We start from the raw sequence: 14,641 nt of genomic DNA on the forward strand, positions 1-14,641 counted from the left end.
CTGGCGAGGTTCGAGACTCGCTGGTCACATTTGCCGGATGAGCTTAACGATGGAACACCGTGAAGCGCTTGTCGCGCTGCGACATTTTCTTTCAACACAGATCCTCGGCCAGGAAAAACTCATCGAAAGGCTGCTGATTGCCCTGCTCGCCGACGGCCATATGCTGGTCGAGGGCGCTCCCGGTCTGGCCAAGACCAAGGCGATCAAGGAGCTGGCCGAAGGCATCGAGGCGGAATTCCATCGCATTCAGTTCACCCCCGACCTGCTTCCGGCCGATATCACCGGCACCGAGATCTACCGCCCGGAAACCGGCAGTTTCGTGTTTCAGCAGGGGCCGATCTTCCACAACCTGGTGCTGGCCGACGAAATCAACCGCGCCCCGGCCAAGGTGCAGTCGGCGCTGCTCGAAGCCATGGCCGAACGCCAGGTCAGCGTGGGCCGCAGCACCTATCACCTGTCGCCGCTGTTTCTGGTGATGGCCACGCAGAACCCGATCGAGCAGGAAGGCACCTACCCGCTGCCCGAAGCCCAGCTCGACCGCTTCCTCATGCACGTCAAGATCGGCTTCCCGGATGCCAGCGTGGAACGCAAGATCCTCGCCCAGGCCCGTGGCGAGGCGCTCCATGGCGAGACCAAGCCCGAGCAGCGGGTCAGCCAGCAGGCGATCTTCGCCGCGCGCCAGGAAATCCTCGGCCTGTATATGGCCGATGCGGTGGAGGAATACCTGGTGCAACTGGTGATGGCCTCGCGCACCCCGGCCAAGTTCGACCCGGAGCTGGCCGAGTGGATCGCCTACGGGGCCAGCCCGCGCGGCTCCATCGCCCTGGACCGTTGCGCCCGCGCCCACGCCTGGCTGGCCGGGCGCGATTTCGTCAGCCCGGAAGATATCCAGGCGGTGCTGTTCGACGTACTGCGCCACCGCATCATCCTGTCGTTCGAAGCGGAAGCCGCCGGCATCGACCAGGACCGCGTGGTGCAGCGCATTCTCGACGTCGTGGCGGTCGCCTGATCGCCATGCACGACCAACCGTCCCAACCCGGTGTACGCATCAGCCTCGGCGAGCTGATCGAGATGCGTCATCGCGTGCGCGAGGTGCAGCTGTTTTCCACCCCGGCACAGCGCAGCCCGCTGATCGGTCTGCACCACTCCAAGTTGCGCGGCCGCGGTGTCGACTTCGATCAGGTGCGCGCCTACCAGGCCGGCGACGACGTGCGCAGCATCGACTGGCGGGTAACCGCACGCACTCAGGAGCCGCACACCAAGCTGTTCCACGAAGAACGCGAGCGACCGATCTATATCCTGGTCGAGCAGAGCGCCCGGCTGTTTTTCGGCTCGGGCCTGGTGTTCAAATCGGTACTCGCCGCCCAGGCCGCCGGCCTGATCGGCTGGGCCGCCCTGGGCCATAACGACCGCATCGGCGGCCTGGTGTTCGGCGATCTGGAACAGCATGAAATCAAGCCGCGACGCAGCAAGCAGAGCCTGCTGCAACTGCTCAACCGTCTGGTGCGCGCCAACCAGGCATTGTCCGGCAACGCCGGCGGCAACCGCGACAGCCTGGCCCTGGCCTTGCGCCGTGCCCGCGAAGTGCTGCGCCCCGGCAGCCTGGTGGTGCTGATCTGCGACGAGCGCACCCTGGGCGACAACAGCGAACAGCAGCTGCAGCTCCTGGCCCGGCATATCGACCTGCTGCTGCTGCCACTGTCCGACCCCCTCGATCACGCCCTGCCCGCCGCCGGCCTGCTGCGTTTTGCCGAGCAGGGTGCGCAGCTGGAACTCGACAGCCATGACGCCGACCTGCGCCAGGCCTATCGCAGCCTGGGTCAGGCGCGTCAGGCACGCTGGCTGCGTCTGGCGCAAAAGCTCGGCGTGCCGCTGCTGGCTTTGAGCACCCAGACGGAAATGATCGAACAGCTGCGCGAACACCTGAACGCCCAGCGCCCGAGGAAAACCCAGTGACCGCGCTGGAACGACTCGAACCGCTGATCGCCCCGCCGGCGATCGGCTGGTGGCCGCCGGCACCGGGCTGGTGGCTGCTCGCGGCACTGCTGCCCCTGCTGCTGTGGGGCGCGCTCAAGCTGCTTAAGCGCCTGCCGCGCAAGGCCGCGGTCGAGTCCGCCGCACCTCTGGACCCGGTCCGCCAGGCCGCCCTGGACGAACTCGCACAGCTGCGCAAACCCTACGACGGCGTCGATGCCGGGCCCTGGCTGCAACAGCTCAATGCCATCCTCAAGCGCCTGTGCCGCGAGCGCTACCCGCAAGGCAACAGCCATACCCTGAGCAGCCGCGCCTGGCTGGCCTTTCTCGACAGCCGCTGCCCGGCCGCCGGTCTGACCCGCTGGATGATCCTGGTCGAGGGCACCTATCGGCCGCACTGCACCCTCGACGACAAGGCCATCGCCGGCCTCGACCAGGCCGTGGCCATCTGGATTCGCAAGCATGTTTGAATTCGCCTGGCCCTGGGTCTTCCTGCTCGCCCCGCTGCCTTGGCTGTTGCGCCGATTGCTGCCCGCCGCCGACAGCGGCGAGGCGGCCCTGAAGATCAGCTTTATCGCCGAACTGCAACACCTGAGCGGACAGCGCGCCCGCAGCCGCCTGCCGAGCTGGCGGCAACAGCTGCCATTTGTCCTGCTCTGGAGCCTGTTACTGCTGGCCGCAGCGCGCCCGCAATGGCTCGGCACGCCCCTGCCGATGCCCGCCAGCGGGCGCGATCTGCTGCTGGCGGTGGATGTGTCCGGCTCGATGGATTACGCCGACATGCGCTGGGAAGACCAGCAGATCAGCCGCCTGAGCCTGGTCAAGCAACTGCTTGGCGATTTTATCGAGGGCCGCCAGGGCGACCGGGTCGGCCTGATCCTGTTCGGCAGCCGCGCCTACCTGCAGTCGCCGCTGACCTTCGACCGCCAGACCGTGCGCTTCTGGCTGGACGAGGCGCAGCAGAATATCGCCGGCCCGCAAACCGCCATCGGCGACGCCATCGGCCTGGCCGTCAAGCGCCTGCGCCAACGCCCGGCGGACAGTCGAGTGCTGGTGCTGGTGACCGACGGGGCCAACAACAGCGGCGAACTCGACCCCTTGCTCGCCGCCCGCCTGGCCGCCGAAGAGCAGATCCGCATCTACACCATTGGCATCGGGGCCGACCCGCAGGAGGATGGGGTCCTCGGCATGTTCGGTTTCAACCCGAGCCTGGATCTGGACGAAACCAGCCTGCGCGCGATTGCCGAAGCCAGCGGCGGCGAATACTTCCGCGCCCGCGACAGCCAGGAGCTGCAACGCATAGAGGCGACCCTCGATCGCCTTGAACCCGTCGCGCAGAAACCCACCCTGGCCCGCCCGAGCCTGCCACTGTACCCCTGGCCCCTGAGCGCGGCCCTGCTCTTGAGCCTGCTGCTGGTCGCACGTACGCTGTGGCCTGAGCTGTGGCGACGCCTAAGTGCCGTGGCCAACCGCCATACGAGGAGGCCGTCATGATCGAGTTGCTCGGCAACAGCCTCTGGCCCCACTGGCTGCGCCCCTTCTGGCTGCTTCTGCTGCCGCTGCTGGGCATGCTGCTGTGGCAACTCTGGCACCGCAAAAAACGCAGCGGGCACTGGCAGGCCCTGCTTCCGGCGGCCTTTCACGGCGTGCTGTTGACACCAGGCAGCGGGCGCAACAGCCGTCTGCCCTGGATCGCCCTGGGCCTGGCCTGGCTGCTGGCCCTGATGGCGTTACTCGGCCCCAGCTGGGAGCGCATCGAACAGAACAAGCTGAAACCGGCCGACCCACTGGTGGTCCTGCTCGAACTGACCCCGGCGATGCTGGCCAGTGATGCCTCGCCCAACCGCCTGGAACAGGCCAGGCGCAAGCTGCTCGACCTGCTGGAAGCCCGCCAGGATGCGCAAACCGCCATCGTCGTCTACGCCGGCAGCGCCCACACCCTGGTGCCGCTGTCCGATGATCTGAGCACCAGCCGCAACCTGCTCGACGCCCTCAAGCCCTCGATCATGCCCGAGCCCGGACAACGTGCCGACCTGGCCGTGCTCAAGGCCCTGCAACTGCTCCAGCAGGGCCAGCAAGGCCAGGGCCGGCTACTGCTGCTCGGCAGCGCCCTCAGCGAGCAGGAGCGCCAGGGCATCACCCAGGCCCTCGACGGTCGCGACGAACGCCTGCATATGCTCGGCATCGGCAGCGCCCAGGGCGCACCGATCATTCAGGAGGACGGTTCCTTCCTCAAGGACCGGCAGGGCGCAATCCTTATCCCACGCCTGGACAGCGCCAGCCTGAGTGCTTTTCTGCGCGAGATCGGCGGACGCTTCCAGCAGGTCACCCTGGATGAACGCGACCTGCGCAGCCTCGGCCTGCTCGATGGCCCCGAACGCCTGCGCAGCGACGGCGAGCCAACCCAGCTGCAGGCCTGGGCCGACCAGGGCCACTGGCTGCTTCTGCCGTTGCTCCTGCTGGCCGCCTGCGCGGCACGGCGCGGCTGGCTGCTGTGCCTGCCACTGTTGTTGTTGAGCCTGCCGCAGCACAGCTACGCCTTCGACTTCACCGACCTCTGGCTGCGCGCCGACCAGCAGGGCCAGCGTCTGCTCGAGGCACAGCAACCGGCCCAGGCCGCGCAGCGCTTCAAGCAGCGCCAGTGGCAAGGCGTGGCCCTGTACCAGGCCGGCGACTATGCCGCGGCGGCCGAGCGCTTTGCCGCCGGCGAATCGGCCGCAGACCACTACAACCGCGGCAATGCCCTGGCGCATAGCAACGAACTGGAGGCCGCACTGGAGGCCTATAGCCAGGCCCTGGAACTGCAACCCGAGCTGCTCCAGGCACAGACCAACAAGGCCCTGATCGAAGAATTGCTGCGCCAGCGGCAGCAGCAAACCGCCGAGCCGGACACCGCCCAGGAGTCCTCCAGCCAGACCGACAGCCCGTCGCCAACACCCCAGGGCGGCCAACGCGACGGCGAACCCCAGAGCACACCGCCACCTGCCGGTGGCGCTGAGCCGCCGCAGCCAACCGAGCAACAGCCGCCAGCCGACGAAGAGCCCGGCGCGCCGCCCGCCGACGAACCGGATGAGGGCGACGGCGAACAGCAATTCGCCAGTGCCGAACCCGCCACCAACGGTGAGCGGCGTCAGGCCCTGGAGCAATGGTTACGGCAGATACCCGATAATCCGGGCGAACTGCTGCGACGTAAATTCTGGCTGGAACAACAGCGTCAGGAACAAACTCCATGAGTCGTCTGCTCTGCACCCTGATTCTCGGCCTGCTGGCCTTCTCGGCCAGCGCCCAGACCTTCACCGCCAGTGTCGATCGCACGCGCCTGAGCGCCGGCGAAAGCGTCGAGCTGACCCTCGAATCGGATGATGCCACGCGCTTCAGCAAGCCCGATCTGGAACCCTTGAATGCCCTGTTCGAAGTGCTGGGTACGCGGCAGGTCAATCGCCTGAGCACCATCAACAACCAGGCCCGAGCCATCACCCGCTGGATTGTCACCCTGCAACCCAGGCAGAGCGGCTATGTGGTGATCCCGCCGCTGAGCCTGGGCGACAACCAGACCCAGGCCATCACCCTGCATGTCCAGGACAGCGCCAGCCAGGCCAGCGATAAACTGGCCCCGGTGTTTATCGACGCCAGCCTGGATCAGGACAGCGTCTATGTGCAGGCCCAGGCGCTGCTGACCCTGCGCATCTACCATTCGGTTTCGCTGTACGACGACAGCAGCCTGAGCCCGCTGGAAATACCCCAGGCCCGGGTCGAGGTGTTGGGCGAGGCGCGCACCTATGAGCGCGAGATCAATGGCGTTCGCCATGGTGTGATCGAACTGCGCTACGCCATCTTCCCCCAGGAAAGCGGCGAACTGCTGATCCCCGCCCAGGTGTTCAGCGCCACGGCGGTAGACCGTTCGCGCAGCGATGACTTCAACCCCTTCGGCCCTCGCACCGGCAAGGTTACCCGGGTCAAGTCGCCGGAGGTGCCCCTGCAGGTCAAGGCCAAGCCCGCCGGCTACCCGGCCGACGCCCCCTGGCTGCCCGCCCGCGCCCTGAGCCTGGCGGAGGCCTGGAGCCCGCAACCGGAACAGGCCCGGGTCGGTGAATCGCTGACCCGTAGCATCCTGCTCAAGGTCGAGGGGCTCTCCAGCGCGCAGCTACCGCCCCTGCCGGCCACCCGTGGCCAGGACCTGCGGCGCTACCCCGACCAGCCGCAACTGGCCAACCAGGCCGGCGAAACGGGCCTGACCGGCAGCCGCGAGGAGCGCGAAGCCCTGGTGCCCAACCGCAGCGGCCCGCTCGAACTGGCCGCGGTGGAAGTGCCCTGGTGGAACACCGCAGAAGATCGCCTGGAAATCGCCCGCCTGCCGGCCCTCACTCTGCAGGTGGCCAGCAATCCCAGCCTGGAGGCGCAAGACAGCCCTCTGCAACCCGCCCCAACGATCCTGCAACCAGGCCCGCCGCTGTGGCCCTGGCAACTGAGCAGCGCCCTGCTGAGCCTGACCACCCTGCTCGGCTTTGCCCTGTGGTGGCGCGCCCGCCGCCAGCCGGCGGTGATGCCCAACCAGCAGGCCGGGCCCAGCCCGCGCAACCTGCTCGACGACCTCAAACGCAGCTGCCTGGCCAACGACTCCCAGGCCACCCGCCACGCGCTGGATGCCTGGGCCCGGCAACAGCCGGAAACCCTGGCCGATATGGCCGCACGCTTCACCCCGCTGTCCGACGCCCTCGACGGCCTCAATGGCGCGCTCTACAGCGAAAGCGGCCAGCACTGGCAGGGGCGCAACCTGTGGCTGGCGATCCGCAGCCTGCCGGCGGTAGAAAGCCCAGAAAGCAACGTCAACTCGGAAGCCAGTGCACTGCCACCGCTGTATCCGCGCTAGCCACCTGGCGATTATCGGCTTGCCTGGCCTGATGGCTTACACGCCGGCCATGTAGGAGCGGACTTGTCCGCGAAGCTGCTGGAGTCCGGCGCAGCGCGCGGGCCAGCCCGGCAACGATTCGTAGGGTGGGTTAGGCGCATGATCACAAGCTATCCGTCGATGCTTAATTCAGTTGCGCCGTAACCCACCATCGGTGGCCAGCCGAAGACCGCTTGTTGGGTTACGTGGCGCACAGGTCTCGCAGTTACTTGGCTAACCCGGTTCCGCGCTAGCCCGACCCACCCTACAAAAACTGCCTGCAACACATGACTGATACATCACCCATAAAAAAACCGCGACCCAGGGGCCGCGGCTTTTAGTGTTGCGACTGCGTATCAGGCTCAGGCCTTGTTGCGCAGTTTCTCCGGGTTGATCAGGAAGCGGGCCAGGGCCGGCAGCAGCCAGATCGCGCCGATCATGTTCCAGAGGAACATAAAGGTCAGCATCAGGCCCATATCGGCCTGGAACTTGATCGCCGAGAAGATCCAGGTGGCCACCCCGATGGCCAGGCACACGCCGGTGAACAGCACGGCCTTACCGGTGGACTTGAGGGTCTCGTAGTAGGCTTCCTGCAGCGACAGGCCCTGGCGCAGATAAGTCTCCAGGCGGCTGTAGATATAGATGCCGTAGTCGACACCGATACCCACGCCCAGGGCGATCACCGGCAGAGTCGCCACCTTCACCCCGATGCCCATGTAGGCCATCAGCGCGTTACCCAGTACCGAGGTCAGTACCAACGGCAGGATCACGCAGAGAGTGGCGGCCAGGGAGCGGAAAGTCAGCAGACACATGATGCTCACGGCCGCGTAAACGGCGATCAGCATGGTGGTTTCCGACGCCGCGATGACTTCGTTGGTCGCCGCCTCGATGCCGGCGTTACCCGCCGCGAGGATAAACTCCAGACCTTCCTGGTTGTTCTGCTTGGCAAAGTCTTCCGCCACGGCCACGGCGCGGGACAGGGTCTCGGCCTTGTGGTCGGTGAGGAACACCAGCAGCGGAGCCACCGAACAATCAGCGTTGTACAGGCCATCGGCGCGGGCAATGGAGTTGTTCAGCACGTCCTGGTTACGCGACAGGGTTTCCCATTTCAGGTTGCCCTCGTTCATGCCCTTGATCACCTGACGCGACACGGTAACCATGGAAATCGCCGACTGCACGCCTTCGGTGTTTTCCATGGTCCACATCAGCTCGTCCATGGCCGACAGCGTGCGGTAGGTTGAACAGCCTTCGGGGGCCGTCTTGACCATAATCACCAGCACATCGGAACTGGTCGAGTAGTTGCGGATGACGAAATCGTTGTCCAGGTTGTAGCGCGAATCCGGATGCAGCTCCGGCGCGCCCTGGTCGAGGTCGCCGATCTTCAGGTTCTGGCCGTACCAGACACCGCCGGCCAACGCCGTGATCGCAACTACCACGGAAATGGGGGCTACCATCGGGTGCGCGAAGTTGGAGATAAAGCGCCAGAACGGATGTTCCTTCTCCGCCTCTTCACGGCTGATCTTCACCGCCTTCTTGCTGATACCGACATAGGAAATCATCACCGGCAGCAGGATCAGGTTGGTCAGGATGATCACCGCCACACCCATGGAGGCACCAATGGCCAGCTCGCGGATCACGCCGATATCGATCAGCAGCAGGGTGATAAAGCCCACCGCGTCTGACAGCAGGGCCACCAGGCCCGGAATAAACAGCTGGCGGAAAGCCATGCGCGCAGCGGACAGCGAGTCGGTCGCCTCACCGGAGGCCATGGCAATGCCGTTGATCTTCTGCACGCCGTGGGAAATACCGATGGCGAAGACCAGGAACGGCACCAGCATCGAGTAGGGGTCGAGACCGAAGCCCAGGGTATGCAGCAGACCGAGCTGCCAGACCACCGCGATCAGGGTGGTGGTGACCACCGCCAGGGTGCTCTTGAAGCAGTGGGTGAACCACAACAGCAGGACAAAGGTAATAGCGATGGCCACCGCGAAGAACAGGGCCACACCGACCAGACCATCGATCAGGTCACCGACCTTCTTGGCGAAGCCGATGATATGCACTTTGACGTTGGGGTTCTGCGCCTGGTACTTCTCGCGAATCTTCTCTTCCAGCTCGTGGGAGAACTTCTGGTAATCCAGGGGGATCTGCTTGCTCTGGTCGTTCGGGTCGGCATAAGTCTCCAGCAACGGCAAGTCGATGATGCTCGACTTGAAGTTGTTTGCCACCAGGCGGCCGATCTGTCCGGACTTGAGGATATTGCTGCGCAGCTCCTCCAGGCTTTCCGGGGAGCCGTCATAGGTCTGCGGGATCACTTCGCCGCCTGCAAAGCCTTCTTCGGTCACTTCGGTCCAGCGTACGCTCGGACTCCACAGCGACTTCAGGCCGGAACGGTCGACGCCGGGAATATAGAAGGCCTCGTCATTGATCTGACGCAGCGTCTCCATATATTCCTTGCTGAAGATGTCGCCATCCACCGCTTCCACCGAGATGCGCACCGTGTTGCCCAGGTTGGCCAGGTCGTTGCGATGCTCGAGCATCTTCTGGATATAGGGATGGCCCAGCGGAATCATCTTCTCGAAGCTGGTTTGCGGACGCACCTGCGCCGCCTGGAAGAACAGGAAAACACTGATCAACAGGCACAGCAAAATCACGGCCGGGCGATTGTTGAAGATCAACCGCTCGAGGAACGACGCAGGTTGTTGTTGATGCTTACTCATGCAAAGGCTCCCGGCTTATTGTTGTTGGCCCAGATCGGCGCCAGTAGGCGAAGCGAGATGCACGCCGCCCTGCCCTACCAGAATCAGATTGCCGTTATCCATTGCTGCAATGCCTGCCAGCGAAAGCCGGTCGACACGATTGGTCACGCTGAAGCTACGGCCGTTATCGGTGCTTTTCAGTACGGTGCCGCCATGCCCAACCACCACAATAGAGCCATCGGCCAGACGGTTACCGTCAGACAGACCAAACTCCAGAGGACCGTTGTTCGCCGTATTCAGGCGGATCTGCTCCCAGGTCGTGCCGAAATCGGCCGAACGGAACAGGTGCCCGCGCAGACCGTAGACCAGCAGGGTCCCGGCCTCGTCGGTACCCAGCGCCCCGAACAGGGAACCCTCGTAAGGCCCCTCCAGGGTTTCCCAGGTCTGTCCCCAGTCGAGAGAACGGAACATCACGCCCTGCTCGCCGACGGCAAACAGACCGGAATCCTTGACCTCGGTGATGGCATTCAGGTGATAACCGTCTGCGTTGTCCATACGGTCGCTGACGTCTTCCCAGCTGGCACCACCATCGGTGGTTTCCAGCAAGGCACCGTAGGCACCGACGGCATAACCGCTGTTGCGGTCCTTGAACCAGACATCCAGCAGTGGGGCTTCACGCTCCAGGTCTTCGAACTGTTTGACCCAGGTCGCACCACCATCGCTGCTGGCGAGGATCTGTGCATCGTGACCGACCGCCCAGCCGTGCTGGTCGTCGATAAAGAACACGGCAGTGAGCAGCTGCTTGGTCGGCACCTTGGCCTGGCTCCAGTTAGCGCCATTGTCGTCGGAGAACAGGATGTGACCGCGGTCACCCACGGTCACCAGACGCTTACCGGGGCTGGCCACATCCAGCAGCAGGCTGTGCTGCGCCTGTGCCGACTCGATCGAATAGCTGCTGGCCGCATCGCTGGCGTTTTGCGCGGACGCGGGTACAGCGGCAAACATCAGCACGGACAGCACACTGCACAGCGAGAGCGCTTTAGCCAGCGGCGAGTGGACGCGCAACGCCGGCGTGCGGGGTAGACCCACAACATGACCGGCCTGGGTGCGCCGCATGACGGGCTCACTCATATACCTTCCCCCTTATTCTTATAGGTAGCACTACCGTTATAGCAGAGCCGTCTATCCTACTGAGCTTTGAAAAGGCCTGACAATCAGCGCGACGTTATGTTTTGTTAAACCCGCCAGCACCTTGCGACCCAATTAGACGACAACAACGGAAAAGGCCGCTACAACAGTAGCGGCCTTTCGCTCACTCTACACCGGATTAACGTGTCCCGCGGCGACGCAGAGCTGCCGGTTTGAAATAACCATCGTCCGGAATCGCCTGACTGAAGTCGATGGTGCTCGACTCTTCGTTGTCCAGGTTCTGCACGTGGTAACGCCGGGCCTGCAGATCGTGGAAGCTGTCCAGGGCCGACCAGGTGGTCGGCAGGTCGTAGTAGTTCTTCAGGTAGGCGATCGACACGCGCCACAGCTCACCGCGACCGTCGTACTGATCGACCACGGCGGCCTGCCAGCTGTCCTCGTCGAGGTACAGGGTACGTTTGGAGTAGATATGCCGGGCGCTGGACTTCAAGGTGCCCTCGACGACCCAGACACGGTGCAACTCGTTACGGGTGAACGCCGGGTTGAGGTGACCGACCTGCAGCAGGTCCTTGTATTTGACCTCGGGGCTGGTGACCTTGTAGCTGTTGTAGGGAATGTAGATTTCCTTCTTGCCCAGCAGCTTCCAGTCATAACGATCCGGCGAGCCGTTGATCATGTCAGTGTCGTCGGCGGTGCGCAGACCGTCAGCCGCGGCGATCGGGGTGTCATAGGCCAGGTTCGGCGCACGGCGTACGCGACGCTGGCCGGCGTTGTAGCCCCAGGCCTGACGCGGCTCCTTGACCTGATCCAGGGTCTCGTGCACCAGCACTGCACCGCCAGCCAGGCGCGCCGGGCTCTTGGTGAAGGACAGGTAGTAGAACATGATGTTGTTCAGGTCGGCCGCAGTTCCTTTCGGGTTGTAGAACTTGAACATGGCCTCCTGCTGCGAGGTCACCAGGGAGTAGCTGCCGTTGCGCTGCACCGCCACTTCCGAGGCACGACGCACGATATAGGTGCCGCGATAACGGGCGATGTGGTTCCACAGCGCTTCAACGCCATTTTGCGGAATCGGGAACGGGATGCCGCCGTAGGCATCGGTAAAACCGTTGCCGCCATCGATCAGCTTGGCCGTGCTGGCATTCTTGATGCTGTTGTCATACACCCACTGCGGCGCAGAGCCGGAACGGCGGGTCTGGTACACCGGCATCTGATAGCTGCTGGGGTAGGTATCGAACATGGCAATCTGACCTGGGGTCAGGTTGGCCTTGTACTGCTCCAGATTGGCCTTGGTGATGGTAAACAGCGGCTTGTCGTCGGCGAACGGGTCCGGATGGTGCTGGCCCGCCGCCTTGTAGGCCGCAGGCACCTGGGTGATGCCACCGGTCCACTCGGGAATGGTACCCGCCGCGTTGCCGGCCTTCTCGGCACCGAAGGGGGTCAGGCTGGCACCCAGTTTGGCCACCTCCGCAGGGGCAACGGCGGCCAGCGCGCTACCGGCAGACAACGCCAGGGCAATGGCGGCAGCGACCAGGGAATGCTTGTTCAGCATGGTATTTCTCCGTGATAAGTCATCAGCCGGGCAGCCACGGCCGCCCGACACTGCTTGCTTGGGTTAGAAGGAGTACTTGACGTTGATGCCGATATTGTCGCGGTCGGTGCCCGAGTTGTTCTGGCCCGCGCCATAGAACTCGGTGTACTGCACTTCTGCTTCCAGGCTGTTCAGGTAGTTGGCGCGCATGCCCAGGGTGTAGGCCTGGCGGCCTTCGATAAAGCTGCCGGTCTGGTGCGAATTGCCTTCGAAATCGTGCTTGTACACGGCGAACGGCGAGAGATTCACCCCGGCGTAGACATCGTTCCAGGTGCCGGACAGCACCAGAGTGTAGCCGTAGGCGTTCTTGTTGATCTGCGCGTCGCGCTCGTAGCCCGAGATGTAAGAGCCGTTCGGTCGGCCCGCGTAATAACGGCTGCTGCCGTCATGGGCCAGGTACTGCAGACTGTCGCCACGAACATGCTCGGAGGCCAGTTCGGCCACGCCGAACAGTGAATCGAAGCTCAGGGTCGGACCAAAGTTATAGATGGTGCCCAGCGAGGTATTGAACGCCTCTACCCGGGTGCTGTTATGGATCTGATCGGTGATCACCACCTCCTGACCGCCGATATTCGCCGGGCGGCCGGCGGCCAGCAACGCGGCCTGGCCCAGCAGGTCGCCGAGCAGGTCGTTGGTGGCGGCGATGCCGATCGGCAGATTCGGCCGATAGGACAGCTCACCGAATACCGAGGCCTCGGCCACCGTGGTGTTGAAGCTCAGCCCGTACATGCGGATATCTTCGGCATATTCGCGACGACCATTGACCTGGTTCGCCACATCCACCGCCGCCGCACCATTGACCAGGCCCAGCACCTGCTCGGCCAGCGGATTACCAGCCGCCTCGGCCGCCACCAACTCGTCATAGCCGGCAAAACCGCCCAACCCAGCCAGTTGATCGATATTCAGGCCAGCGTAGCTGCGGTTCAGGTCGGCGTAGATGGTCGGTTCTTTGGCGTGGTAATTGACGAAGTAGAACCCGAACTCGGTGGAATTGAGCTCTTCGGCGATATAACGCAAGGCCAAGCCAAACTGGCCGTCGTTCTTCGCATTGATATCCGAACCTATATTGGCGACCTTGAACACGCCATTGGCATCGAGGTACTGGGTGCCCTGCAGGCCAGCGAAATTACCGGTGGCCAGGCTCGGATAGAGCGACTGAAAGGTTGGACTGCTCAGCGCTTCGACCGTGGTGTAGGCGGTTTCGCCGCCGGCGGCGAACAGATCGGTTTCCGAGAAGAAGGTACCCACCGGATCGATGGCCGTCTCTTTCCAGTTCCACTGGTAGAAGGCTTCCAGGGACAGGTTGTCGCTCAGGCCGATATTGAAGTTGAACGCCTCGACCGGCACCAGCACCTCTTTCAGCTCGGCACCTGGCAGGCGGAACCTGCCGGCATCCACCGGGTTGGTGGTGTTGATACCGCCGCGATAGAACAGGCCTTCGCCCCAGTTGAACACCTGCCGACCGACGCGCGCAGAGACTGGCATATCGGCCACATCCCAGTTGCCATAGATGTAGGCGTCGAGAATTTCCGCACCACGCCCGGCACTGTGGCGGGTTTCATAAGTAAAGCTGCTCGGACGGCCGAGATTCTGGTTGGGCTGCGCTGGATCGTTGTTGTTCAGGTAGTCGTTGCGCTTGTCCATGATCTGCGCGTCATAGAACACAGATCCCCGAACGAACAGCCCGTAGTTCTGATAAGTCGCCTCCAGATCGGTGGTGAACTTGTAGACCTCGGAAACCAGGCCGGTATCGAAGTTACGATTACCGTCGTTGGTATTTACATCGTTCTTGGTCTTGTCGACACCCTGCACGCGCCACAACTGACCATAGGACACGGTGGTATCGATGGAGCCACTGATTTCATTGTCGGCAAAGCTGAATTCAACGGCCTGAACCTGAGTGGACAACAGCAGCGGCAGAATACCGGCAAAGGCGAAACCAGCAGCAGCCGGCGCAAAACCCAATACAGGTTTACGGAACTTAATTAGCATCGAGACTTACTCCGCGAACAGATCATTCTTTTATGTGCGCCTGGTTTACCGGGCACGAGATGGCCGTACTAGCGACAGCCTTAGATGGTGATTGGAAGCCATATCCCCCAATGCGCTACACGCGCCCCACTGTCTGGCACGGGCCAGACGAGGTCAATTCATGCTTGCCACTGCAACCATGGTGCCAATTCAAACGAGCGTATAAAAAACTCTCGCAATAAATAATTACCAAGAGCCGGCCATTTTGTGACTGGTCATTCCGCATACAAATGACACCAAACAACACAACTTATTACCTGTTTTGTCCTACAGCCTGGCGCTATATGTCGGTTGCCAAGTTGTTTTAACCTGCGG

The 14,641-nt window shown here is 63.3% G+C and carries 10 protein-coding genes; 6 read left to right on the top strand and 4 right to left on the bottom strand.

The window, feature by feature from the left end; genetic code table 11:
* The first annotated feature begins 49 nt into the window (after positions 1-49).
* From WMW70_RS12825 to WMW70_RS12850, 6 genes are read left to right on the top strand one after another with little or no spacing between them, the layout of a single operon-like run.
* Positions 50-1,009: an AAA family ATPase gene (locus WMW70_RS12825; protein ID WP_341437890.1), complete on the top strand. Its 960-nt coding sequence runs from the start codon at positions 50-52 to the stop codon at positions 1,007-1,009.
* 5 nt (positions 1,010-1,014) lie between these two features.
* Positions 1,015-1,956, top strand: a complete 942-nt coding sequence (locus WMW70_RS12830) for a DUF58 domain-containing protein (protein ID WP_341437891.1) — start codon at positions 1,015-1,017, stop codon at positions 1,954-1,956.
* On the top strand, positions 1,953-2,444 hold the full coding sequence (locus WMW70_RS12835) for a DUF4381 domain-containing protein (RefSeq protein WP_341437892.1): 492 nt from the start codon (positions 1,953-1,955) through the stop codon (positions 2,442-2,444). The genes WMW70_RS12830 and WMW70_RS12835 overlap by 4 nt, the downstream gene beginning before the upstream one ends.
* Positions 2,437-3,468: a vWA domain-containing protein gene (locus WMW70_RS12840; protein WP_341437893.1), complete on the top strand. Its 1,032-nt coding sequence runs from the start codon at positions 2,437-2,439 to the stop codon at positions 3,466-3,468. The genes WMW70_RS12835 and WMW70_RS12840 overlap by 8 nt, the downstream gene beginning before the upstream one ends.
* The gene (locus WMW70_RS12845) at positions 3,465-5,207 is read left to right on the top strand and encodes a VWA domain-containing protein (protein WP_341437894.1); all 1,743 of its coding nucleotides are present in this window, start codon (positions 3,465-3,467) and stop codon (positions 5,205-5,207) included. The genes WMW70_RS12840 and WMW70_RS12845 overlap by 4 nt, the downstream gene beginning before the upstream one ends.
* Positions 5,204-6,844 (top strand): BatD family protein, encoded by a 1,641-nt coding sequence (locus WMW70_RS12850; protein WP_341437895.1) that lies wholly within the window; start codon positions 5,204-5,206, stop codon positions 6,842-6,844. Before WMW70_RS12845 ends, WMW70_RS12850 begins: the two co-directional genes overlap by 4 nt.
* Positions 6,845-7,224: 380 nt before the next feature.
* Here WMW70_RS12850 and WMW70_RS12855 read toward each other — a convergent pair whose 3' ends face one another.
* From WMW70_RS12855 to WMW70_RS12870, 4 genes are all read right to left on the bottom strand, one after another.
* On the bottom strand, positions 7,225-9,579 hold the full coding sequence (locus tag WMW70_RS12855; protein WP_341437896.1) for an efflux RND transporter permease subunit: 2,355 nt from the start codon (positions 9,577-9,579) through the stop codon (positions 7,225-7,227).
* Between the two features lie 15 nt (positions 9,580-9,594).
* Entirely contained in the window at positions 9,595-10,689 is a 1,095-nt protein-coding gene (locus WMW70_RS12860) for a WD40/YVTN/BNR-like repeat-containing protein (protein WP_341437897.1), read from the bottom strand.
* A gap of 196 nt (positions 10,690-10,885) precedes the next feature.
* Complete coding sequence (locus tag WMW70_RS12865; RefSeq protein ID WP_341437898.1) at positions 10,886-12,256, bottom strand: DUF1329 domain-containing protein; 1,371 nt, start codon at positions 12,254-12,256, stop codon at positions 10,886-10,888.
* A 63-nt stretch (positions 12,257-12,319) separates the two neighbouring features.
* Positions 12,320-14,287 (bottom strand): DUF1302 domain-containing protein, encoded by a 1,968-nt coding sequence (locus WMW70_RS12870; protein WP_341437899.1) that lies wholly within the window; start codon positions 14,285-14,287, stop codon positions 12,320-12,322.
* Positions 14,288-14,641: the final 354 nt, after the last annotated feature.

This window comes from Pseudomonas sp. XK-1 (genome assembly GCF_038069885.1).
Classification (GTDB): domain Bacteria; phylum Pseudomonadota; class Gammaproteobacteria; order Pseudomonadales; family Pseudomonadaceae; genus Aquipseudomonas.

Bases quoted from the DNA above. Each gene is read 5' to 3' on its own strand.
- WMW70_RS12840 (WP_341437893.1), top strand. From the start codon at position 2,437: ATGTTTGAATTCGCCTGGCCCTGGGTCTTCCTGCTCGCCCCGCTGCCT.
- WMW70_RS12870 (WP_341437899.1), bottom strand. From the start codon at position 14,287: ATGCTAATTAAGTTCCGTAAACCTGTATTGGGTTTTGCGCCGGCTGCT.
- WMW70_RS12830 (WP_341437891.1), top strand. From the start codon at position 1,015: ATGCACGACCAACCGTCCCAACCCGGTGTACGCATCAGCCTCGGCGAG.
- WMW70_RS12850 (WP_341437895.1), top strand. From the start codon at position 5,204: ATGAGTCGTCTGCTCTGCACCCTGATTCTCGGCCTGCTGGCCTTCTCG.
- WMW70_RS12855 (WP_341437896.1), bottom strand. From the start codon at position 9,579: ATGAGTAAGCATCAACAACAACCTGCGTCGTTCCTCGAGCGGTTGATC.
- WMW70_RS12845 (WP_341437894.1), top strand. From the start codon at position 3,465: ATGATCGAGTTGCTCGGCAACAGCCTCTGGCCCCACTGGCTGCGCCCC.
- WMW70_RS12825 (WP_341437890.1), top strand. From the start codon at position 50: ATGGAACACCGTGAAGCGCTTGTCGCGCTGCGACATTTTCTTTCAACA.
- WMW70_RS12860 (WP_341437897.1), bottom strand. From the start codon at position 10,689: ATGAGTGAGCCCGTCATGCGGCGCACCCAGGCCGGTCATGTTGTGGGT.
- WMW70_RS12865 (WP_341437898.1), bottom strand. From the start codon at position 12,256: ATGCTGAACAAGCATTCCCTGGTCGCTGCCGCCATTGCCCTGGCGTTG.